This is a genomic window from Shumkonia mesophila (genome assembly GCF_026163695.1).
Classification (GTDB): domain Bacteria; phylum Pseudomonadota; class Alphaproteobacteria; order Rhodospirillales; family Shumkoniaceae; genus Shumkonia; species Shumkonia mesophila.
The window spans coordinates 142796-163608 of sequence record NZ_JAOTID010000012.1 but is presented as its reverse complement, the minus strand read 5'-3'; the positions used below and the strand labels follow the sequence as shown (position 1 = coordinate 163608).

Genomic DNA, 20813 nt, shown 5'->3' with positions numbered 1-20813 from the left:
TCAGGCGTCCACTCCCTGCGAGAGGGCCAGGAAGAGGGCCAGCAGCGGCGTCTCGGCCGGGCGGTCGGTGCGATGCGTGGCCAGCGACCAACCGGTCTGGCGGGCCAGCGCCTCCAGGCCCCGCTGATGGGCGGCCATCGCCTCGCGGTAATCGTCGCGCACCGATTCGGCGCGTCCGATCAGCAGGCGGCCCTCGTCCTCCGGCCCCTCGAACTGAATGCGGCCGGCAAACGGAAAGGTTTCCTCGGCCGGATCGAGGATCTGCAACAGGTGGCCCTTGACGCCGCGCGCCGAGAAGGCGGCCAGGGTTTCGCGCAGCCTGGCAAGCGGCACCAGGAAGTCTCCGACCATGACGATCCTGGCATAGCGCGGCAGCGGCTCGGCGGCGGGCAGGCTGGTTCCCGCCGTGCGCCCGAATTCGATGGTGTCGGCGATGCGCAGAAGCGCGGCGCGCCCGGCGGCCGGGGCGACGCCGGTGCCGATCAGGGCGATGTGCTCGCCGCCGCGCACCAGCAGCGAGGCCAAGGCCAGGGTCAACAGGTCGGCCCGCGCGCTTTTGAGGGGCACGGCCTCGCTGGAGCGGTAGGCCATCGACGGCGAGCCGTCGCGCCACAGCCAGACGCTTTGCGCGGCCTCCCACTCGTTCTCGCGGATGTAGACGGGCTGCGACTTGGCCGACTGGCGCCAGTCGATGCGGCCGGCCGAATCGCCGGCCTGGTAGCGGCGGAACTGCCAGAAGGTTTCGCCCTGGCCGATCCGGCGCCGGCCGTGCACGCCCTGCGAGACGGTGGCGGCGACCCGTTCGGCCGCCACCAGCAGCGGCGGCAGGGTGGCGGCCAGCGCCTCGGCCCTATGGTGCAGTCTGGTCCGCGCTTCGGCCATCGCGGGCGGCTGTCCTTTCAGGCGACGCTGGCGTTGAGCAGGTCGATGACGTCGCCGACGGCGACCCCCTCGGCCCGCGCGGCGAAGGTCAGCGCCATGCGGTGGCGCAGCACCGGATGGGCCAGCGCCAGCACGTCGTCGATGGACGGCGCGAGGCGCCCCTGCATGGCGGCGCGCGCCCGCACCGCCAGCATCAGGGCCTGGCTGGCCCGCGGCCCCGGTCCCCACGAGACGTGCTTCTTCACCTCGGGGATCGACGAGGTTTCGGGCCGCCCGTTGCGCACCAGGGTGAGGATGGCCTCGACCACGCTTTCGCCGACCGGCACGTGACGGATCAGCCGCTGGGCGGAAATCAGGTCGAGCGGGTTCATCACCCGCTGGGCCTCGGCCTCGTTGGCGCCGGTGGTGGCGATCAGGATCTGGCGCTCGGCCTCGCGGTCGGGATAGTCGACGTCGACCTGCATGAAGAAGCGGTCGAGCTGGGCCTCGGGCAGCGGATAGGTGCCCTCCTGCTCCAGCGGGTTCTGGGTGGCCAACACATGGAACGGGGAGGGCAGGTTGTGATAGTGGCCGGCCACCGAAACGCGGCGCTCCTGCATGGCCTGCAGCAGGGCCGACTGGGTGCGCGGGCTGGCGCGGTTGATCTCGTCGGCCATCAGAAGCTGGCAGAACACCGGCCCCTGGATGAAGCGGAACGACCGCCGGCCGGTTTCGGATTCCTCCAATACCTCGGAGCCCAGGATGTCGGCCGGCATGAGGTCGGGGGTGAACTGCACCCGCCTCGCTTCCATGCCGAACACCGTGCCCAGCGTCTCGACCAGGCGGGTCTTGGCCAGGCCCGGCACGCCGATCAGCAGCAGGTGGCCGCCCGCCAGCAGCGTGATCAACGTCTCCTCGAGGACCCGGGGCTGGCCGAAGATGACCCGCCCGATGCCGACGCCGGCCGCCGCGATTTGCACGCCCAGCCGGTCGATTTCCGTGACAAGGTCCTTGGAGTCCGACAAATTCACGTTATCTTTTGCCTTACCCGTCACCGCGTTCTCTCCGCTAAGGTTGGCCCTCGGGAATGAATCATACCCCCTCGGAACTCCCCGATCCCGCCTCATCTTCCGAAACGGGCCTGCTGCCAGTTCCCGCCGAGGGCCGCACGCTGTGCGGCGACCTCGACATCCGCATCGATCGCAACGGGGTCTGGCACTACCGGGGTTCGCCGATCCCGCGCAAGGAAATGGTCTGTCTCTTCGCCTCCGCCCTCTGCCGCGCCGCCGACGGCGGCTACTGGCTGGTGACCCCCGCCGAGATGGGCCGCGTCGAGGTCGAGGACGCGCCGTTCCTGGCGGTCGAACTGTTCACCGCCGGGGCGGGCCGCGAACAGGTGCTGAGCTTCCGCACCAACGTCGACGAAATCGTTACCCTCGATAACGACCATCCGCTCGACGTCGCCACCGATCCGGCGACCGCCGAACCGTCGCCCTACGTCCTGATCCGCGACGGCATGCCGGCGCGCCTGACGCGGTCCGTGTATTATGAGGTGGTGGCGCGGGGCCTCGAAGAAAAGATCGACGGCGAGCAATTCTACGGGGTGTGGAGCGCCGGCTCGTTTTTCGCCATCGGCCGCCTGGACCACGGGGAATGAGGCGCCGGCGGTTCGTCGAGGAATTCCACGCGAGCGCGGGGGGCAACGGCGGCGCGGCCCGGCTGCATGGCGATTCCGATCTCAACCCGGACATGGTGGCCCGCCGGGCGCTGGTGCCGGCCGCCGTCCTGGTGCCGGTGATCGACCGCAAGGACGCCCTGACCGTGCTGTTCACCCGGCGCACCGACGACCTGCCCGAGCACGCCGGCCAGATCTGCTTTCCCGGCGGCCGCATCGAGCCCGACGACGCCAGCCCCGAGGACGCGGCGCTGCGCGAAACGGAAGAGGAGATCGGCCTCGATCGCCGCCACATCGAGGTGCTGGGCCGCCTCGACGACTACATGACCGGCAGCGGCTTTTCCATCACCCCGGTGGTCGGCGTCGTCGCCCCGCCGTTCACGCTGACGCCGCAAGTCCGCGAAGTGGCGGAAGCCTTCGAGGTGCCATTGGCCTTCCTGCTCGATCCCGCCAACCACCAGCGGCACGAGCGCATCATCGCCGGCCGCGATCGCCATTTCTACGCCATGCCCTACGAGGGATACTTCATTTGGGGCGCCACTGCCGGTATGCTGATCAATCTGTACCAACGGCTGAATCGCCGATGATCCGCATCCTGTTTCAATATCTGTTTCCGCTGATCCTACCGGTCGCCGTCTACCTGGTGTGGACGTGGATCGCCCGTAAGCACCGGCGGACGGCCGAGGAGCCGCCGCTGTGGTACGAGGGGCCGTGGTTCTGGCTGATCGTCGCCGGCTTCTTCCTGATGCTGGCGGTGCTGGGGATCTCGGCGCTGACCGGCGGCGGTTCGCCCGAGGGCACGTACGTGCCGCCCCGCACCGAGAACGGCCGCATCGTGCCGGGATACGTCGAGTAGGCCATTTCGGTTCAATCGCCGGGTCCGACACGCTATGATGCAGGCGCCGAGCCTGCGGCGAGAACGGCTGGGAACGAAAGGTTCTCGGGAATGCAGAAAACATTCCAGGGGCGGCGCGTGCTGGTCGCGGAGGACGACGACCTTATTGCCGATCTGATCGGGCACAAGCTGCGTCTCAAGAAATTCGAGGTCGAGATCGTCGCCGATGGTGCCGAGGCGTGGGAACGCATCCGGACCGGGCGGCCGCACGTAGTCATCCTCGATGGCATGCTGCCGGGCCTGGACGGGCTTGAGGTGCTGCGCCGCATGCGCGAAGACCCGACCCTCGCCACCATTCCCGTTGTCATGCTGACGGCCCGGCGGCGGGGACAGGACATCGTCAATGCGCTCGCACTCGGTGCTTCCGATTACCTGGTGAAGCCCTTCATGCCCGAGGAATTGCTGGCCCGAGTCGAACGGCTGCTGACCGGAGCACCATCTTCGTGAGGATCGGGCAAACCCGCCTTGGCGTCCTTTTCGGGGCACTGGCGCTGCTCGTTCTGACCGGGGTCGGGGCATTGGCGGCCGATTTCGAGACGCTGATGCGGGATGCGCTGGTGGCCCGCTCGGCGGGCAACTACGCCGCCGCCGAAGCAGGGTTGAAGGCAGCGTTGGAAATACGGCCGCATGATCCGGCCGCCCTTTTGCACCTTGGCCTCGTCCAGGGCTACCAAGGGCGCCACGCCGAGGCGCTGGCCACGGTGCGGCGTGGCCTGGTCCTGGCGCCTGGCGATTTCGATCTCCGTCTGGCGGCAGCCCGCATCGAAGGGTGGATGGGCCGCCATGACGAGGCGGCGGCCGATGTCGAGGATCTGCTTGGCGACTTCCCCGGCAACGTCGACGTTCTCAACCTTCAAGGCCGCCTGGCCCTATACCGGGGCGACGCCACGGCCGCCACGGCCGCGTTCACCAAGGTTCTTCGTCTCGCTCCCGGCAATGAGGAAGCCAGCAAGGGGATGGCCGACGCCGAGGCTGCGCAGTCGGCCATGGCCCACCGCGGACGCATCGCGCTCGGCTATTCGCACAGCACGTTTTCGCGCAGCGGCAACCGGGATTGGCGCGAGGTCGAGGCCGACGGCTCGTTCGATGTCGATGACGATACCCGCCTGCTGGGCGGAGTGCAGGTCAGCCGCCGTTTCGGGCAGACGGACACCTATCTGCGGGGAGGCGTCGAGCAGCGCGTGGGGCCGGATCTCCGCGTCCGCCTGCAGGTGGGGGCGACCCCGGATGCCGACTTCCTGGCCCGCTGGACTGCCGAGGCCGGCGCCACCCTGAGGCTCTGGGCGGGGGGGGCTGTGATCGGGCCGACAGAGGCCCTCGCCGATATCAGGCACAGCCATTACGCAACCGGCGATGTTCGGACCGTCAACCCGGGACTTCAGCAATACCTGTTCGATGGGCGGGTCTGGCTGACCGGGCGCTGGCTCAACAGCTTCGACGCCGAGGCGGGCAACAAGCGCGCGGCGGGGTGGTCGCTGCGGGCCGATTGGCAGGTGCTGGACAGCCTGCGGTTGTTTGGCGGCAGTGCCGTGGCGCCGGAGACCGAACTCGGCACCACCGTGGAAACCCGTTCGAGTTTCGGCGGCATCGTGTTCGGCCTGACGCCTGACGTCGACCTGACGGTCTCCTACAGCCACGACAATCGCAAGAACACCTATATCCGCGACGTGGTTTCCGCCACCGTCGGCTATCGCTTCTGACGCGCGGGCGCCGGCCATGCTGCTTTGGCTCATCTGGTTCGCTTCCCTGGCTCTGGCAGCGGCATCCCTGGGAACGATGTTGGTCCTGATTATCCGGCGCCTCGTCATCGACCGGTGGGCCCGTCTTCGCAAGGCCCGTCAGAAGGCGCTGCGCGGCTTGGTTTTCGAGTATCTGGAGGACCCCCAGGAAGGCAGGGATCTGATCGATCATCTGACGGAAGACGACCGGAACGACATCCGCGACATGCTCGAGGATCTGGCGCGCTTGGTCCGGGGCCCGGCGCGCGACAACCTTCTCCGCATGGTCAACGAATTGGGTGGCTGCAAATTTTTCTTGGACGTTCTGGGAAGCGGCAGCGGCGAGCGACATCCTCGTGCCGGGGCCGTCGCGGTCAATTGGTTCCTCCCTCCCGGTTGGGGAAACGAGGAGCATCGCCTGCGCGCCGTCGCCGCGCTGGCGCTGTTTGACGACCCGCAGGCGATTGAAGCATTGACAGCGGCACTTGGCGATCGTTCGCCGCGGGTTCGGCTTGCCGCGACGCAGGCGCTGGTCGATGCGGGGGCGGAGCAATCATTACGGGCCCTTATCGAGCCCCTCGACATCGGCGGTGCCATTCACTCGCGGGCCATGCGCGAGATCTTCCGCGACCTGGCTCCCCGACGCACCGCGGAGATGCTGGACCTTCTCACTGCCAAGGTCCCTGACACGGTAAAGGTGCTCGCCCTTTACGGCCTGGCCGGCACACGGGACCCCACCTTGCTGCCCGCCATCATCGTTCTGGCGGCGTCTTCGGCGGTCGACGTGCGGGCTGAGGCCATGCGGGCGCTGGCGCTGATCGGCCACCCTGGCGCAGCCACGACCGTTCTGGCCGGGCTTGCGGACGAATCTTGGGTGGTGCGGGCCCAGGCTGCCATCTGCGCCGGCACCATCGGACTTGCGGACGCGGTGCCGGCGCTCGTCTCGTTGCTGGCCGACGGGGAATGGTGGGTGCGTTTCCGTGCCGCCCGCGCTCTGGCTCAGATCGGTGGGGAAGGACTACGCACCCTCGAACGGCTTGCCGCCGAACCCGGTTCGGCCCGGGAAATCGTGACGGCAGTGCTGGCCGAGGCGGAGGCCGCATGATGCCTGGCCTTCAGGCGCTGCATGCAGCGGTTGGCACGGCGGCCGTCGCCGTTGGCCTCGCCATCATTGCCGCAGGCGCGCTTCAGAACCTTCTGTACCTCGTGCAGTTCACCATTTCCTTCGTTGCCCTTCGCGCGCGTCCGCCCGTTCCCGATCGGCGCGAAGTATGGCTGCAACTCAGCGATTCGACCATTCCCATCTCGCTGTTGGTTCCCGCCTTCAACGAACAAGCGACGGTGGTCGAGAACATTCGCTCCCTGCTCGCCCTTACCTATCCCAACTTCGAGATCATCGTGATCAATGACGGTTCGACCGATCGCACGCTCGGCGAAATGATCGGAGCGTTCGATTTGCGTCCCGCGGCCCGCGCGTTCGAGGAGGCGGTGCCTCACCGGCCGATCCGCAACATCTACAGGTCGTCCCGCCATCCCCAATTGATGGTCGTCGACAAGGAGAACGGCGGCAAGGCCGATGCCTTGAATGCCGGCATCAACCTGGCGCGCATGCCTCTCGTATGCGCCATGGACGCCGATTCACTGCTGGAGAACGACTCGCTCCTGCGGGCTGTCCAGCCGTTCGCAGACGATCCCATCCAAGTCCTGGCGGTGGGCGGCACCATCCGCGTTGTCAACGGCTGCACCGTGCGGGCCGGGCAGGTGGTCGAAGTGGGGCTGCCCGGCGAGCCGCTCGCCCTCTTCCAAATTGTCGAATACCTGCGGGCCTTCCTGATGGCGCGGCTGGCCTGGAGTCGCCTTAACGCTCTCATGGTGATTTCCGGCGCCTTCGGCATTTTCAAGCGGAGCGCGGTGGTTGCCGTCGGCGGCTACAGCCTCGGCACGGTCGGCGAGGACATCGACCTCATCGTCAAGATCCATCGCCTGATTCATGAACGGGGCATCAACGGCGAAGTCCGCTTCGTGGCCGACCCGGTGTGCTGGACCGAGGTGCCAGTCACACTGCGGCAACTTGGCCGCCAGCGCCGTCGCTGGCAGCGCGGCGCGCTGGAAACCTTCTTCACGCATTTCCGTATGCTGGGCAATCCCCGCTACGGGGCGGCGGGCTTGGTCGGGTTCCCCTATCTCTTTCTCGCCGACGTCCTGGGACCGCCGCTGGAGGTCCTGGGTTACTTGCTGATTCCGCTGCTTTGGGGGACGGGGCTCCTCGGCGTGGAGTACCTACTGGCTTTCCTGGCCCTGACTTTCGTCTTCGGTGTCTGCGTCAGCGTTGGAGCGCTGATCCTCGAGGAACTCCAGTTGCACCGCTATCCGCGCCCCCGCGATCTTGCCTTGCTGACCCTGGTGGCGGTGGCCGAGAACTTTGGCTATCGCCAGATCAACAATCTGTGGCGAATCGCCGGTTACTGGCAGTTCCTGCGCGGTGCCAAGGGTTGGGGGTTGATGGAGCGGCGGGGTTTCGGCAAGGGCGAGGGCCGCCGCCTGCCTTGACAGGGTCAAGCCGTCCGGCCACCCTCGCCTGCCTGTCATGGCCAAGGATCGCCCATCCGTGCAACCGACCGGCAAGATCGCCCCGCAGCCCTGGATGACGGCGCCGGAAACGCGGGCCGTCATGGCCGCGCTGACCGCCCGGGGCGCCGACGTGCGCTTCGTCGGCGGCTGCGTGCGCGATGCCGTGCTCAAGCGGCCGGTCAAGGACGTCGACATCGCCACCCCCGACCCGCCGGCCACGGTGACGGCGCTGCTGGAGGCGGCCGGAATCAAGGTCATCCCCACCGGTATCGCCCACGGCACCGTCACCGCCATGATCGGCGCGGCCAAATTCGAGATCACCACGCTGCGCCTCGATCTCGCCACCGACGGGCGCCACGCCAAGGTGGCCTTCACCGATAACTGGATCGCCGACGCGGCGCGCCGCGATTTCACCTTCAACGCGCTGTCCTGCACATCGGCGGGCGACATCTACGATCCGTTCGACGGCCTGGCCGACCTCGGCGACGGCGTGGTGCGCTTCGTCGGCATCCCGCGCGAGCGCATCGAGGAAGACTACCTGCGGCTGCTGCGCTTCTTTCGCATGTACGCCACCTACGGCCGGCCGCCGCCCGACGCCGAGGCGCTGGCCGCCTGCCGGCAACTGGCTCCCGGCATCGCCAGGCTGTCGGGCGAGCGGGTGCGAGACGAGATGTTCCGCATCCTGCTGGCCCCCAACGCGGCCGATACCGCGGTGCTCATGCACGACACCCACGTGCTCGAACACGTCGTGCCGCCGCCCACCGACATCGGCCGCCTGCGCATGATGACCTGGCTCGATTCGACCGCGCTCAAGCTGGCAAGCGTCAGCCCCGACGCGCTGCGCCGCCTGGCCGCCCTGCTCCGCACCGATGCCAATGGCGCCGCCGTCCTGGCCGAACGCCTGCGGCTTTCCCGGCGCGAGGCGGCGCGGCTGGCCGCCCTCGCGGCCCCGGCCTTCGAACTGACGCCGGAGGCGGGTACTACGGCGCTGCACCGCGCCGTCTATCATTGCGGCAACGAAACGGCTCGCGACTGGGTGTTGCTGGCGTGGGCCGGCGAGCTGGCCGTGGCGCCGCGCAAAGGCGGCGGGCGCAACGCCGCCTGGGCCGCCCTGCTGGAAACGGCGGCCGGCTGGCCGGCGCCGATCTTTCCGCTCAAGGGCGCCGACGCCGCCGCCCTCGGCGTCACCCCGGGGCCGCGCCTCGGCGAACTGCTGAAGGCGGTCGAGGCGTGGTGGGAAGCCGGCGACTTCACGGCCGATCGCAAGGCCTGCCTAGCCCGCCTGCGCGATTTGGCCGGTTAGGGTCTTGCGATCCGATAGGATCGCCTCCTCGCTCGGCATCAAACTCTCGGCCCCCCCCTCCCTGTCCCTCCCCCGCGAGGGGGTGGACGCCATGGCAAGCACCTTTCTTCCCCCTCCCCCTCGACGGGGGAGGGTTGGGGTGGGGGTGTATCGGAGTTGCCCCCAGCTACGGCCACGCCGTCATCGGCGGCAGGCTCATCAGGATGGCTTCGACGTTGCCGCCGGTCTTGAGGCCAAAGAGCGTGCCACGGTCGTAGAGCAGGTTGAACTCGACATAGCGGCCGCGCTTGACCAACTGGCGGCGGCGGTCTTCCTCGCTCCACGGCTCGGCGGCGTGGCGGCGCACGATTTCGGGATAGATGCCAAGGAAGGCGCGCCCCACCGCCTGGGTGAAGGCGAAGTCCCGCTCCCAGTCTCCGGAATCCAGGGTGTCATAGAAGATGCCGCCGACGCCCCGGGTTTCGCCGCGATGGGGCAGGAAGAAGTACTCGTCGCACCATTTTTTGTAGTCGGCGTAGGCGCCGGCCCGATAGCCGTCGCAGGCGGTGGCCAGTGCCGCGTGGAAGTCGGCGGTGTCGGCGGGGACCTCGACGACCGGCGTCATGTCGGCGCCGCCGCCGAACCATCCCCGGGTGGTGACGATCATGCGGGTGTTCATGTGCACCGCCGGCACCTTGGGCGAGCGCGGATGGATGACCACCGAAACGCCGGAGGCCCAGAAACGGGGGTCCTCGGCGGCGCCCGGCATGCGCTGGCGGAACTCCTCGGAGAAGGTGCCGTGGACCAGCGAGACGTTGACCCCGGCCTTCTCGAATACCTGTCCGCGCAGAAGCCCCATCACGCCGCCGCCGCCGTGGGCCCGGCCGCCTTCCTCGATCTCGCGCGCCCAGCGGGTGCGCTCGAAGCGGCCGGGCGGGGCGGTGTCATAGGGGGGCGCATCGGCGAATTCGTCCTCGAGCGCCTCGAGCGCCGCGCAAATATCGTCGCGCAACCGCTTGAACCAGATGGCGGCCCGCCGCTTGTGCTCTGCGGTGAAGCGCTCCATCAGGCATCCCCTCCGAAGCCGCCGGTCTGGCGCAAAGCCTCGCCCAGGACCAGGGCGGCAGTCACCGCCACGTTGAGCGAGCGCTCGCCCGCCGCCATCGGGACGACGAGACGGGCGTCGGCGGCGGCGTGCACGGCCTCCGGCGCGCCGGCGCTCTCGCGCCCGACGATCAGCACGTCGTCGGGCCCAAAGCGGAAATCGATATGGCGAACGGTGCCCTTGGTCGTCAGCAGCACCAACCGGCGATGGGCCGCGCGGCTGGCCGCCAGGAAGGTCTCCCACGATTCATGGCGGGTGATCCCGGCACGCTCCAGGTAGTCCATGCCGGCGCGGCGGAAATGGCGGTCCCCCCACACGAAGCCGCACGGCTCGATAAGGTCGACCGGCACGCCGAGGCACACCGCGGTGCGGATCATGGTGCCGGCGTTCTGCGGAATGTCGGGTTCGAAAAGGGCCAAACGCATGGCCGCGATGATAGCCGAGGCGATGGGCCGCCGCTATGCTGCCGCGAGCCCCCATTCGGCCCTGGCCTGGCGGATCACCTGATAGGAGGAACTCATCGCCAGGATCGCCATGATGGCGCCGACGATGAGGTCGGGCCAGGCGGTGGCGGTTGCCCACACGCCGCTGGCGGCGATGATGACGGCGATGTTGGAGATGGCGTCGTTGCGGCTGCACAGCCACACCGAGCGCATGTTGGCGTCGCCCTGGCGGTGGCGGTAGAGCAGCAGCGCGCTGGTCACGTTGGCGATCAGCGCGGCGGTGCCGATGCCGCCCATGATCGGCGCGCTGGGCAGGCCGGGATAGAGGACATGGTAGGCCGAGGTGCCGATCACCCAGACGCCAAACAGGCCCATCGAGGCGCCCTTGACGAGGGCGGCGCCGGCCCGCCAGCGCAGACTCATGGCGAGCACCGCGAGGCTGATCCCGTAGGTCAGGGAATCCCCCAGGAAGTCGAGCGCGTCGGCCTGCAACGACACCGAGCCGGCGATCAGGCCGCCCGTCAGCTCGACGACGAACATGGTGGCGTTGATGGCGATGACGATCCACAGCACCCGGCGGTAGGCGCCGACGGCGGCCGAGTTGTCGATCTCGCAATGACACGAGCAGGCCATTCAGACGGTCTCCGTTTCCGGTTCGCGGACGTGGTCGATCATGTCGACGAGGATGCAGCGCACGTGCTCGTCGGCGGCGGTGTAGTGGACCTCGCGGCCGTGCCGTTCGGCCCGCACCAGGCGGGCGGCGCGCAGCAGCCGCAGGTGATGGCTGACCAGCGAGGGCGAGACCTCCAGGGCGTCGGCGATGTCGCCGACGGCGCGCGCCTCGGTGAGGCAGGCCAGGACGACGCGCAACCGGGTGGGATCGCCCAGCAGGCGGAAGACCTCGGCGATTTCGACCACCTGATCATCGGGCACGGCGTTCTCCTGAAATGTGAACAGGTCGATATATGAACATTTGTTTGATTGATGCAAGGCTTTTTTCGGGCATCCGGGCGTCCTTTTTCTTGATCTTGGTTATTTTCATTCGCATCTAATGCGGGTATATCCTTCGCCCCTACGGCGGTTGCCCCGCTGTGGGGGCGAAGCCGTGTTTGTGCATATGGATAATTACTATCATTAAGGAGTGTTCATGACCGACAAGGCCACTCCGGCTTCCCTCGGCCATCCCGAGGATGGTTCCCGACGCGACTTCCTTCTGATCACCACGGCCACGGTCGGCGCCGTCGGCGCCGCCCTGGCGGCCTGGCCCTTCATCGATTCCATGAACCCGGCGGCCGATGTCCTGGCCCTGGCGTCAACCGACGTCGATCTCACGCCCGTTCAGGAAGGCCAACGGATCACCGTGGTATGGCGCGGCAAGCCGGTGTTCATCAGCCATCGCACGGCCAAGGAGATCGAGGAGGCCCGCGCGGTGAAGATCGAAACCCTGCCCGATCCGCAGCCCGACGAAGCGCGGGCGCAGAAGCCGGAATGGCTGATCATGGTCGGCATCTGCACGCACCTGGGGTGCATCCCGCTGGGCCAGAAGTCGGGCGATCTCAGGGGCGATTTCGGCGGCTGGTTCTGCCCCTGCCACGGCTCGGTCTACGACACCGCCGGGCGCATCCGCAAGGGGCCGGCGCCGACCAACCTGGAAGTGCCGCCCTACACGTTCGGCGACGACAACACCATCCGGATCGGTTGAGGGGGGCGGCCATGGCTAGTCCGAAGTGGATTGACGCGACCGTCAAGTGGATCGACTACCGTCTGCCGGTGTTCACCTTCGTCGACCATCACCTGATCGACTACCCGACGCCCCGGAACCTGAACTACTGGTGGAATTTCGGCTCGCTGGCCGGGATCGTGCTGGTCATCATGATCGCCACTGGCATCTTCCTGGCGATGAGCTATACGCCGCACGTGGATTACGCATTTGCCAGCGTCGAGCGGATCATGCGCGACGTCAATTACGGCTGGTTGATGCGCTATCTGCACATGAACGGCGCCACCATGTTCTTCATCGTGGTCTACATCCACATCTTCCGCGGCCTTTATTACGGTTCCTACAAGGCGCCGCGCGAGCTTCTGTGGATCATCGGCGTGCTCATCCTGTTCGCCATGATGGCCACCGCCTTCGTCGGCTACGTGCTGCCCTGGGGCCAGATGAGCTTCTGGGGCGCCACCGTCATCACCAACCTGTTCTCGGCCATTCCACTGGTCGGCCCCAAGATCGTCACCTGGCTGTGGGGCGGATTCGCGGTCGACAACCCGACGTTGAACCGCTTCTTCGCCCTGCACTATCTGCTGCCGTTCGTCATCTTCGGGCTGGTCTTCCTGCACCTGTGGGCGCTGCACAGCCACAAGTCCAGCAATCCCTTGGGCATCGACGTCAAGGGCGAGCAGGACACCATTCCCTTCCACCCCTACTACACGGCCAAGGACTCGCTCGGCCTCGGGGCGTTTCTGATTGTCTACCTGGCTTTCGTCTTCTTCGCTCCCGACTTTTTCGGCGAGCCCGACAACTACATCGAGGCCAACCCGCTGCAGACGCCGCCGCACATCGTGCCGGAATGGTACTTCCTGCCGTTCTACGCGATCCTGCGCGCCATCACGTTCGACATCTGGTTCATTCCGGCCAAGCTGATCGGCGTCGCCATGATGTTCGGCTCCATCGCCGTCCTCCTGGTGCTGCCGTGGCTCGATACCTCGAAGGTGCGCAGCGCCCGCTTCCGGCCCCTCTACAAGCAGTTCTTCTGGCTGTTCCTTGTCGACTGCCTGGCGCTGGGCTACATCGGGGCCAATCCGCCCGAGGGCCTTTTCGTCATCGCCGGGCAGGCGGCCACCTTCTGGTACTTCTTCCACTTCCTGGTCATCGTGCCGGTGCTGGGGAAGCTGGAACGGCCGCGGCCGCTGCCCGAAAGCATCAGTGCCGCCGTCACCCGACGCGGCGTCAAGACAGGGGGGGCTTCGTGATGCGCCGGATCGTCCTTTCCGCCATGGCCGCGCTGGCCTTGGGCGCCGCCCCGGCCGTCGCCGCCGAGACGACGGCCTTGCCCCAGCAGGACTGGCTGTTCGCCGGCCCCTTCGGCCATTTCGAGGAATCGGCGCTGAAGCGGGGCTTCGCCGTCTACAATCAGGTCTGCGCCGCCTGCCACGGCATCACCGGGCTGGCCTACCGCAACCTCGCCGGCATCGGGCTCGACGACAACCAGATCGCCGAGATCGCCGCCGAGAAGGAAGTCGAGGACGGCCCCAACGACGAAGGCGACCTGTACATGCGTCCGGCCCGGGCGGCCGATCGCGTCGTGCCGCCGTTCGCCAACGAGCAGGCGGCGCGGGCCGCCAACAACGGCGCCTATCCGCCCGACCTCACCCTCATCGTCAAGGCCCGCAAGGGCGGCGCCGACTACATCCATGGACTGCTGACCGGCTACAAGGACGAGCCGCCGGCCGGCGTCACCGTCGGCGAGGGCATGTACTACAACGAGCATTTTCCGGGCCACCAGATCGCCATGCCGCCGCCGCTCAGCGAAGGCGGCGTCACGTTCGAGGACGGCACGCCGGCCACCGTCGAGCAGATGGCCCACGACGTGACCACGTTCCTTGCCTGGGCGGCCTCGCCCGAGCTCGAGGCGCGCAAGCGCCTGGGGCTCAAGGTGCTGATCTTCCTGGTGGTGCTGACCGGGATGCTCTACGCGCTCAAGCGCCAGGTGTGGTCCAAGCTGCACTGACGGCCGGCGATCGCCTGGGGCTCTTGCATGGGCCGCCGGCTGCCGCCGGCGGCCCGTTCGTCAAGGGGATGACGTGACTCTCTCTCGCGACCGCCGCAACGTCCTGATCCTGGCCGCCTGCCAGGGCCTGTTCACCACCGGACAGAGCATGCTGATCATTCTCAGCGGCCTGGTCGGGGCGACGCTCGCGGTGGAGCCGGCGCTGGCCACCCTGCCGGTGTCGATGGTGGTGGTCGGCACCCTCGTCGCCACGGTGCCGGCTTCGCTGCTGATGAAGCGGGTCGGCCGGCGGCCGGGTTTCCTGCTGGGCGCCGCCATCGGCCTCTCGGGCGCCCTGACGGCGGCCTTCGCCATCTATGTCGGGGCCTTCTGGCTGTTTTCCTTCGGCTGCTTCCTGATGGGGCTCAACGGCGGCTTCGGCCAGTATTTCCGCTTTGCCGCCGCCGACGTCGCGGCCCCCGCCTTCAAGAGCCGCGCCATCTCCCTCGTGCTGGCCGGCGGCGTTGCGGCGGCGGTGGCCGGGCCGGAGCTGGTCAAGCTGACGGCTGACGTCCTGGCCCCCATTCCCTTCCTCGGCGCCTACGTGGCCCTGGCCGGGCTGCCGATCCTTTCCGCCCTTTTCCTGGTTTTCCTGGACATTCCGCTCCCCTCGGCGGCGGAAGCGAGCGAAGGCGGGCGGCCGCTTCTTGCCATCGTCCGCCAGCCGACCTTCGCGGTGGCGGTGCTGGGCGGCATGGTCGGCTATGGGGTGATGAGCCTGGTGATGACGGCGACGCCGCTGGCCATGGTCGGCTGTGGCTTCGGCGTGCCCGACGCAGCGCTGGTCATCCAGTGGCACGTGCTGGCCATGTTCGCGCCCTCCTTCGTCACCGGCGCCATCATCCAGCGCTTTGGCGTGCTCAACGTCATGCTGGCCGGCACCGCCCTGCTGGCCGCCTGTGCCGCCGTCGCCCTGGCCGGCCTCGACATCGGCCATTTCTGGGTCGCCCTGGTCGCCCTCGGCCTGGGCTGGAACTTCACCTTCGTCGGCGCCTCGACGCTGCTGACCGAAACCTACCGGCCGGCCGAGCGGGCCCACGTGCAGGCGGCCAACGACTTCCTGGTGTTCGGTTCGGTGGCGACGGCCTCGCTGTCCTCGGGCGCGGTGCTGCATTTCTTCGGCTGGAACGCGGTGCAGGTTTTCGCGCTGCCCTTCGTCGTCGCCGCCGCCCTGGCCATCCTGTGGCTCAGGCGGGCCCGCCGCCTGGCCGCGCCGGCCGGATGAACGAACGGCCCCGGCGGGGCCGGGGCCGCGACATCTTCTCCGGAAAGAAGGATCTCAGTTGTTCTTGGCGCCGGAATTGACCCAGCGGCGCAGGATATCGATCTCGCACTTGGTCAGCTTCTTGCGCTCGTGCGGCATGCGGATGGCCTGCGAGGCGCGGCCGTCGACGACGACCAGGAAGTTGCTGGTCATGGCATCGCCGGGCACCACCACGGGCCCGAACTTGGTGCCCTTCATGACCCCGGCGTAGGAGCTGAGGTCGAGGCCGCTCTGTACGAAGCCGTCGCCGCCCGGCTGATGGCATTCCAGACAGCGGATCTGGATGATGGGGGCGACGTCTTCCTTGAACGAGATGGGCTCCTCGGCGACGGCTGCGGCGGCGGCCATGGCCAGGACCGCCGCGGCGGTTGCGCCCGCGGCCCACGACAGGCGACGCATACGGGTGAACATCGGTACCTCCCAGGCTTGGTTCCGGACGGCGCTTTTCCTTCCGATCAGTGTAACACTCGGGCGCGGAAAATTACACATGCTCTCAACCGCCGCGCGCTTCCCGCGTGCCGTTTGCCCGGGTTCCGTCAGCCGGCCAGCACGCGCCCGGCCACGGCATCCAACTTGGCGATCACCGCCGGGTCGCGGGCCTCGGGCGCGGTGATGAGCGCCATGTCGAGCGCCGTGTGGCAGCCCTTGGCGCACGGGGCGGCGCGCCCGGCCAGCTTGGGGACCACCCGGCGGACCAGGGCACGGCCCTTGTCGGCATTCTCCAGCAGCGTCTTGATGACGGCGTCGACCGACACGTGGTCGTGGTCGGGGTGCCAGCAGTCGTAGTCGGTGACCATGGCGACGGTGGCGTAGCACATCTCGGCCTCGCGGGCCAACTTGGCCTCCGGCATGTTGGTCATGCCGATGACGTGGCAGCCCCACGACCGATAGAGGTTCGATTCGGCGAGTGTCGAGAACTGCGGCCCTTCCATCACCAGGTAGGTGCCGCCGCGCGCCATCGGCAGGCCCAATTCGCGCCCCGCCGCCTCCAGGGCATCGCCCAGGCGGGCGCACACCGGATGGCCGAAACCGACGTGGGCGACCAGGCCGGTGGAAAAGAAGCTTTTCTCGCGCTTGAAGGTGCGATCGATGAACTGGTCGACCACCACGAACGTGCCGGGCGCCAGCTCTTCCTTGAACGAGCCGCAGGCGCTGACCGAGATGATCTCGGTGACCCCGGCCCGCTTCAGGGCATCGATGTTGGCCCGATAGTTGATCTCGCTGGGCGGCACGCGGTGGCCGCGGCCGTGGCGCGGCAGGAACACCATCTTGCGGCCGTCCAACTCGCCGATGAGCAGGGCGTCCGACGGTTCGCCGAAGGGGGATGTCACCTTCTCCCAGCGGGTGTTGGTCAGGCCGTCGATCTGGTAGATGCCGCTGCCGCCGATGACGCCGACGACCGGGGGCGTGCCGGGTTCCGCCATGGTTTCAATCCTTTCCCTCGCAAGGTCGCCGCTGGCGGCCAGTCTTCCAGGTTCGGACGGCCCCCGCAACCAGCAAGAGCGTCGCGACTCGCCGCTGCCTAGACGTTGAAGCGGAACAGCATGATGTCGCCGTCGCGCACCTTATACTCGCGGCCTTCCTGGCGCATCTTGCCGGCTTCCTTGCAGGCCTGTTCGCCGCCCAGCGCGATGAAGTCGTCGTAGCCGATGGTCTCCGCGCAGATGAATCCGCGCTGGAAATCGGTGTGGATGACGCCCGCCGCTTCCGGCGCCGTGGCGCCGCCGTGCGCCGTCCAGGCACGGCTTTCCTTGGGCCCGGTGGTGAAGAAGGTGAGCAGGTCCAAAAGTCCGTAGCCGGCCTTGATGACCTGGGCCAGCCCGGTTTCCGTAAGCCCCAGGGTTTCCAGGAAGTCGCGCTTTTCGGCGGCGTCGGCCAGTTGGGCGATCTCGGCCTCGATCTTGGCCGAGATGACTACCGCGCCGGCGCCCTCGGCCTTGGCCATGGCGGCGACCTTCTCGGTCAGCGCGTTGCCGGTGGCGGCCGCCGCCTCGTCGACGTTGCAGGCATAGAGCACCGGCTTGGCGGAGAGCAGTTGCAGCAGGCGCAGCTCGCGCTTCTGCTCGGGCGGCAGGGGGACGCTGCGCGCCGTGCGGCCGGCCCGCAAGGCTTCCAGCACCGGCTCGATGACGGCCATCCTGGCCCGCGCCTCCTTGTCGCCGCCCTTGGCCTTTTTGGCCGTCTGGTCGGCCCGCCGCTCCAGGCTGTCGAGGTCGGCCAGCAGCAACTCGGTCGACACCACCTCGGCGTCGCGCACCGGGTCGATGGAGGTTTCCGTGTGGGTGACGTTCTCGTCCTCGAAGCAGCGCAGCACGTGGATGACGGCGTCGACCTCGCGGATGTTGGCCAGGAACTGGTTGCCCAGCCCTTCGCCCTTGCTGGCGCCGCGCACCAGGCCGGCGATGTCGACGAATTCGAGGAAGGTCGGCGTCTTCTTGGCCGACTTGGTGATGGAATGGATGCGGTCCAGCCGGGCATCGGGCACGGCGACGCGCCCGGTGTTGGGCTCGATGGTGCAGAACGGATAATTGGCGGCCTCGGCCTGGGCCGTCTCGGTCAGGGCATTGAAAAGAGTCGACTTGCCGACGTTGGGCAGGCCGACGATGCCGCAGTTAAATCCCATTGCCGGGGCTCCGTTTCCGCTCGTTTCACAGTTTTGGGGACACCATACTAAATTCAACCGATTTCCGGGATCGCGCAGCCACCCGTCGAATTTAGTATGGTGTCCCCAAAACTACTCTCGTTCCTGGCTGTTTCCGTTGTCGTCGGCCTCTTTGCGCGGCTTGTGGACCGGCGGGTTGAGAATGAGCGAGACGCGGGTCATGAAGCCGGCGTCGTCGTCGACCACCAGGAAGGGAAAGGCCTCGGCCATCGCCTCGACCATCCGCTCCACCTCGCCGGCCTCGGCCTTCGAGAAATCCTTCAGCACGTGGCTGGCGACGCGGTCCTTGTCGCCGGGATGGCCGACGCCGATGCGCACCCGCCGATAGGCCGGGCCGATCCGGGCGTGGATCGAGCGCAGCCCATTGTGGCCGGCGTGCCCGCCGTCCCGCTTGACGCGCAGCTTGCCGCGGGCGAGGTCGATCTCGTCGTGGAAGACCAGCACGTTCTCGGGCGGCACTTTAAAGAAGCGCTGGGCGCCCAGCACCGAGTCGCCCGAGCGGTTCATGAAGGTCATCGGCTTCAGCACGCAGATCCTGCGGCCGGCCACCTCGCCTTCGGCGATCTGGCCCTGGAACTTGCCGCGGAACGACGAGAACCGGTAGCGGTGGACGATACCGTCCACCGCCATGAATCCCACGTTGTGCCGGTTCCTGGCGTAGTCGGAACCCGGATTGCCGAGGCCGACCACCAACAGCATGCCGATTCCTCCGTCGTGAGGGGACGGGAGGGCTTACTCCTCCGAAGTCGCTGCCGGCTCGGCGGTCGGCGCCGCGAGTTCCTCTTCCGCACCCTCGGCCTTCTCCACCACTTCCACGGACGGAGAGGCGATGGTGGCGATGGTGAAGTCACGATCCGTGATCGCCGGCTCGACGCCCTCGGGCAGCTTGACGTGGCTGATATGGATCGAATCGCCGATGTCGAGCCCGGTCAGGTCGACGACGATACTCTCCGGGATGCTCTCGGGCGAGCACACCAGCTCGACGTCGCGGCGCACCACGTTGAGCACGCCACCCCGCTTGAGGCCCGGCGACGCCGTTTCGTTCTGGAAGTCGACGGCGACCTCGACGTGAACCTTGGTCTCGGCCGAGAAACGCAGGAAGTCGAGGTGGATCGGGCGGTCGGTCAGCGGATGGTACTGCACGTCGCGCGGCAGGACGGCGAACTTTTCCTTGCCGAGGTCAATCTCGAAGACGCGGCCGAAGAAGCCGGCCTTGTTGATTTCGATGTTCAGCTGGACGGGGTCGAGCGAGACCATCTTGGGTTCCAGCTTGTTGCCGTAGAGGACGGCGGGAATGCGACCTGCGCGACGAGTTGCGCGGGCTGCCCCCTTACCGGCCCGCTCGCGGAGCTCAGCCGCGAGAACCGTATGCTTTGCCATGGGTACTCTCCTTGTTGGCAAGAGCGCCGGCCTCCAGGGGTGCCGACGCCGAAAACGGCCCGCAATACCGCTCGGTGGGCCTTGCGGTCAATGCTTTTGTTCAGTTGAACAGAATCGAGATCGACGATTCCTCGCTGATGCGGCGGATCGATTCGGCCATCAGGGGCGCGATGGAAAGCTGCTCGATGCTGGGCGATTCGCGCAGCGCCTCGGTCGCCAGGATACTGTCGGTGATGACCATTCGTTTCAGCGGGGAAGCCGCGATGCGCGCCACCGCGCCGCCCGACAGCACACCGTGGGTGACGTAGGCCCACACCCCCTCGGCGCCATGTTCGATCAGGGCCACCGCGGCGTTGCACAGCGTACCGCCCGAATCGACGATGTCGTCGACCAGGATGCACTGGCGGCCCTTGACGTCGCCGATGATGTTCATCACCTCGGACACGCCGGCCCGTTCGCGGCGCTTGTCGACGATGGCGAGGTCGGCGTCCAGCTTCTTGGCCATGCCGCGCGTGCGCACCACGCCGCCGACGTCGGGCGACACCAGCACCAGCTTTTCGCTGTCGAAGCGCTCCTTGATGTTCTGGTTGAACACCAGCGAGCCGTAAAGGTTGTCCACCGGAATGTCGAAGAAGCCCTGAATCTGCCCGGCGTGCAGGTCCATGGTCAGCACCCGGTCCGCCCCGGCGGTGGTGATCAGGTTGGCCACCAGCTTGGCCGAGATGGGGGTGCGCGGTCCCGACTTGCGATCCTGCCTGGCATAGCCGAAATAGGGGATCACCGCGGTGACCCGCCGGGCCGAGCCGCGCCGGAGCGCGTCCAGCGTGACCAGCAGCTCCATCAGGTTGTCGTTGGCCGGGAACGACGAGGACTGGATGACGAAGACATCCTCGCCGCGCACGTTCTCCTGGATCTCGACGAACACTTCCTGGTCCGAGAATCGGCGGATGACCGCCTTGGCCAGGGGGAGATGCAGATAGGCGGCAATCGCTTCGGCCAGCGGGCGATTGCTGTTGCACGAGATGATTTTCATGGACGCGGAATTCCCTTGGCCGCGGTGTTCAGGCGCCGCAAAAGGCCCGGACTCTTTCTTGCGGATTAGGCCCGGGGCCGGCGCCGCGGAATGTATCAGCGTGCCGGAGGTCTGTAAACGCCCTTGCGGGGGCCGCTCGACGCCGGCGCCGTCGGGC

At 67.7% G+C, this 20813-nt stretch carries 24 protein-coding genes; 12 read left to right on the top strand and 12 right to left on the bottom strand.

Annotation, left to right across the window (positions count from 1 at the left end):
- Together ODR01_RS18575 and ODR01_RS18570 are read right to left on the bottom strand one after the other, a co-directional pair.
- On the bottom strand, positions 1-882 hold the full coding sequence (locus tag ODR01_RS18575; RefSeq protein ID WP_316979193.1) for a DUF58 domain-containing protein: 882 nt from the start codon (positions 880-882) through the stop codon (positions 1-3).
- 17 nt (positions 883-899) lie between these two features.
- Positions 900-1892, bottom strand: coding sequence for an AAA family ATPase (locus tag ODR01_RS18570; protein ID WP_449441457.1), 993 nt, complete (start codon positions 1890-1892; stop codon positions 900-902).
- A gap of 56 nt (positions 1893-1948) precedes the next feature.
- On the opposite strand from ODR01_RS18570, the gene ODR01_RS18565 reads away from it, so the two are divergent.
- From ODR01_RS18565 to ODR01_RS18530, 8 genes are all read left to right on the top strand, one after another.
- Positions 1949-2518: a DUF1285 domain-containing protein gene (locus tag ODR01_RS18565; RefSeq protein WP_316979191.1), complete on the top strand. Its 570-nt coding sequence runs from the start codon at positions 1949-1951 to the stop codon at positions 2516-2518.
- On the top strand, positions 2515-3123 hold the full coding sequence (locus tag ODR01_RS18560) for a CoA pyrophosphatase (RefSeq protein WP_316979190.1): 609 nt from the start codon (positions 2515-2517) through the stop codon (positions 3121-3123). The genes ODR01_RS18565 and ODR01_RS18560 overlap by 4 nt, the downstream gene beginning before the upstream one ends.
- Complete coding sequence (locus ODR01_RS18555) at positions 3120-3392, top strand: DUF6111 family protein (protein WP_316979189.1); 273 nt, start codon at positions 3120-3122, stop codon at positions 3390-3392. The genes ODR01_RS18560 and ODR01_RS18555 overlap by 4 nt, the downstream gene beginning before the upstream one ends.
- Before the next feature lie 90 nt (positions 3393-3482).
- A complete protein-coding gene (locus tag ODR01_RS18550; protein ID WP_316979188.1) occupies positions 3483-3878 on the top strand; it encodes a response regulator transcription factor in 396 nt (131 codons plus the stop codon).
- The gene (locus tag ODR01_RS18545; RefSeq protein ID WP_316979187.1) at positions 3875-5131 is read left to right on the top strand and encodes a YaiO family outer membrane beta-barrel protein; all 1257 of its coding nucleotides are present in this window, start codon (positions 3875-3877) and stop codon (positions 5129-5131) included. Before ODR01_RS18550 ends, ODR01_RS18545 begins: the two co-directional genes overlap by 4 nt.
- A gap of 16 nt (positions 5132-5147) precedes the next feature.
- Complete coding sequence (locus ODR01_RS18540; RefSeq protein WP_316979186.1) at positions 5148-6254, top strand: HEAT repeat domain-containing protein; 1107 nt, start codon at positions 5148-5150, stop codon at positions 6252-6254.
- Entirely contained in the window at positions 6251-7699 is a 1449-nt protein-coding gene (locus ODR01_RS18535; RefSeq protein ID WP_316979185.1) for a glycosyltransferase family 2 protein, read from the top strand. The genes ODR01_RS18540 and ODR01_RS18535 overlap by 4 nt, the downstream gene beginning before the upstream one ends.
- A 58-nt stretch (positions 7700-7757) precedes the next feature.
- Positions 7758-9023, top strand: coding sequence for a CCA tRNA nucleotidyltransferase (locus ODR01_RS18530; protein WP_316979184.1), 1266 nt, complete (start codon positions 7758-7760; stop codon positions 9021-9023).
- 166 nt (positions 9024-9189) lie between these two features.
- Here ODR01_RS18530 and hemF read toward each other — a convergent pair whose 3' ends face one another.
- Genes hemF through ODR01_RS18510 form a run of 4 tightly spaced genes read right to left on the bottom strand, consistent with a single transcriptional unit; the run spans position 9190 to position 11483 of the window.
- Positions 9190-10068: an oxygen-dependent coproporphyrinogen oxidase gene (gene hemF / locus ODR01_RS18525; RefSeq protein WP_316979183.1), complete on the bottom strand. Its 879-nt coding sequence runs from the start codon at positions 10066-10068 to the stop codon at positions 9190-9192.
- On the bottom strand, positions 10068-10532 hold the full coding sequence (locus ODR01_RS18520; protein ID WP_316979182.1) for a tRNA (cytidine(34)-2'-O)-methyltransferase: 465 nt from the start codon (positions 10530-10532) through the stop codon (positions 10068-10070). The genes hemF and ODR01_RS18520 overlap by 1 nt, the downstream gene beginning before the upstream one ends.
- Before the next feature lie 33 nt (positions 10533-10565).
- Positions 10566-11183 (bottom strand): cation transporter, encoded by a 618-nt coding sequence (locus ODR01_RS18515; protein ID WP_316979181.1) that lies wholly within the window; start codon positions 11181-11183, stop codon positions 10566-10568.
- Positions 11184-11483: an ArsR/SmtB family transcription factor gene (locus tag ODR01_RS18510; protein ID WP_316979180.1), complete on the bottom strand. Its 300-nt coding sequence runs from the start codon at positions 11481-11483 to the stop codon at positions 11184-11186.
- Positions 11484-11697: 214 nt separating this feature from the next.
- Here ODR01_RS18510 and petA point away from each other — a divergent pair, with 214 nt between their 5' ends.
- The 4 genes from petA to ODR01_RS18490 all read left to right on the top strand — a co-directional run bounded on the left by petA (position 11698) and on the right by ODR01_RS18490 (position 15542).
- Complete coding sequence (gene petA / locus ODR01_RS18505) at positions 11698-12252, top strand: ubiquinol-cytochrome c reductase iron-sulfur subunit (RefSeq protein ID WP_316979179.1); 555 nt, start codon at positions 11698-11700, stop codon at positions 12250-12252.
- 11 nt (positions 12253-12263) lie between these two features.
- On the top strand, positions 12264-13520 hold the full coding sequence (locus ODR01_RS18500) for a cytochrome b (RefSeq protein WP_316979178.1): 1257 nt from the start codon (positions 12264-12266) through the stop codon (positions 13518-13520).
- Positions 13520-14278, top strand: a complete 759-nt coding sequence (locus ODR01_RS18495) for a cytochrome c1 (protein ID WP_316979177.1) — start codon at positions 13520-13522, stop codon at positions 14276-14278. Before ODR01_RS18500 ends, ODR01_RS18495 begins: the two co-directional genes overlap by 1 nt.
- 73 nt (positions 14279-14351) lie before the next feature.
- A complete protein-coding gene (locus tag ODR01_RS18490; protein ID WP_316979176.1) occupies positions 14352-15542 on the top strand; it encodes an MFS transporter in 1191 nt (396 codons plus the stop codon).
- Positions 15543-15596: 54 nt separating this feature from the next.
- On the opposite strand, the gene ODR01_RS18485 is transcribed toward ODR01_RS18490, so the two are convergent.
- The 6 genes from ODR01_RS18485 to ODR01_RS18460 all read right to left on the bottom strand — a co-directional run bounded on the left by ODR01_RS18485 (position 15597) and on the right by ODR01_RS18460 (position 20656).
- Positions 15597-15992, bottom strand: coding sequence for a c-type cytochrome domain-containing protein (locus tag ODR01_RS18485; RefSeq protein ID WP_316979175.1), 396 nt, complete (start codon positions 15990-15992; stop codon positions 15597-15599).
- Between the two features lie 125 nt (positions 15993-16117).
- Positions 16118-17005 carry an S-methyl-5'-thioadenosine phosphorylase gene (locus ODR01_RS18480; protein ID WP_316979174.1) on the bottom strand — a complete coding sequence of 296 codons (888 nt, stop codon included), beginning with the start codon at positions 17003-17005 and terminating at the stop codon, positions 16118-16120.
- Between the two features lie 98 nt (positions 17006-17103).
- On the bottom strand, positions 17104-18204 hold the full coding sequence (gene ychF, locus ODR01_RS18475; RefSeq protein WP_316979173.1) for a redox-regulated ATPase YchF: 1101 nt from the start codon (positions 18202-18204) through the stop codon (positions 17104-17106).
- A 111-nt stretch (positions 18205-18315) separates the two neighbouring features.
- The gene (pth, locus tag ODR01_RS18470; protein WP_316979172.1) at positions 18316-18942 is read right to left on the bottom strand and encodes an aminoacyl-tRNA hydrolase; all 627 of its coding nucleotides are present in this window, start codon (positions 18940-18942) and stop codon (positions 18316-18318) included.
- A 33-nt stretch (positions 18943-18975) separates the two neighbouring features.
- The gene (locus ODR01_RS18465; RefSeq protein WP_316979171.1) at positions 18976-19623 is read right to left on the bottom strand and encodes a 50S ribosomal protein L25/general stress protein Ctc; all 648 of its coding nucleotides are present in this window, start codon (positions 19621-19623) and stop codon (positions 18976-18978) included.
- 100 nt (positions 19624-19723) lie between these two features.
- Complete coding sequence (locus ODR01_RS18460; RefSeq protein ID WP_316979170.1) at positions 19724-20656, bottom strand: ribose-phosphate pyrophosphokinase; 933 nt, start codon at positions 20654-20656, stop codon at positions 19724-19726.
- Between the last annotated feature and the right edge of the window lie 157 nt (positions 20657-20813).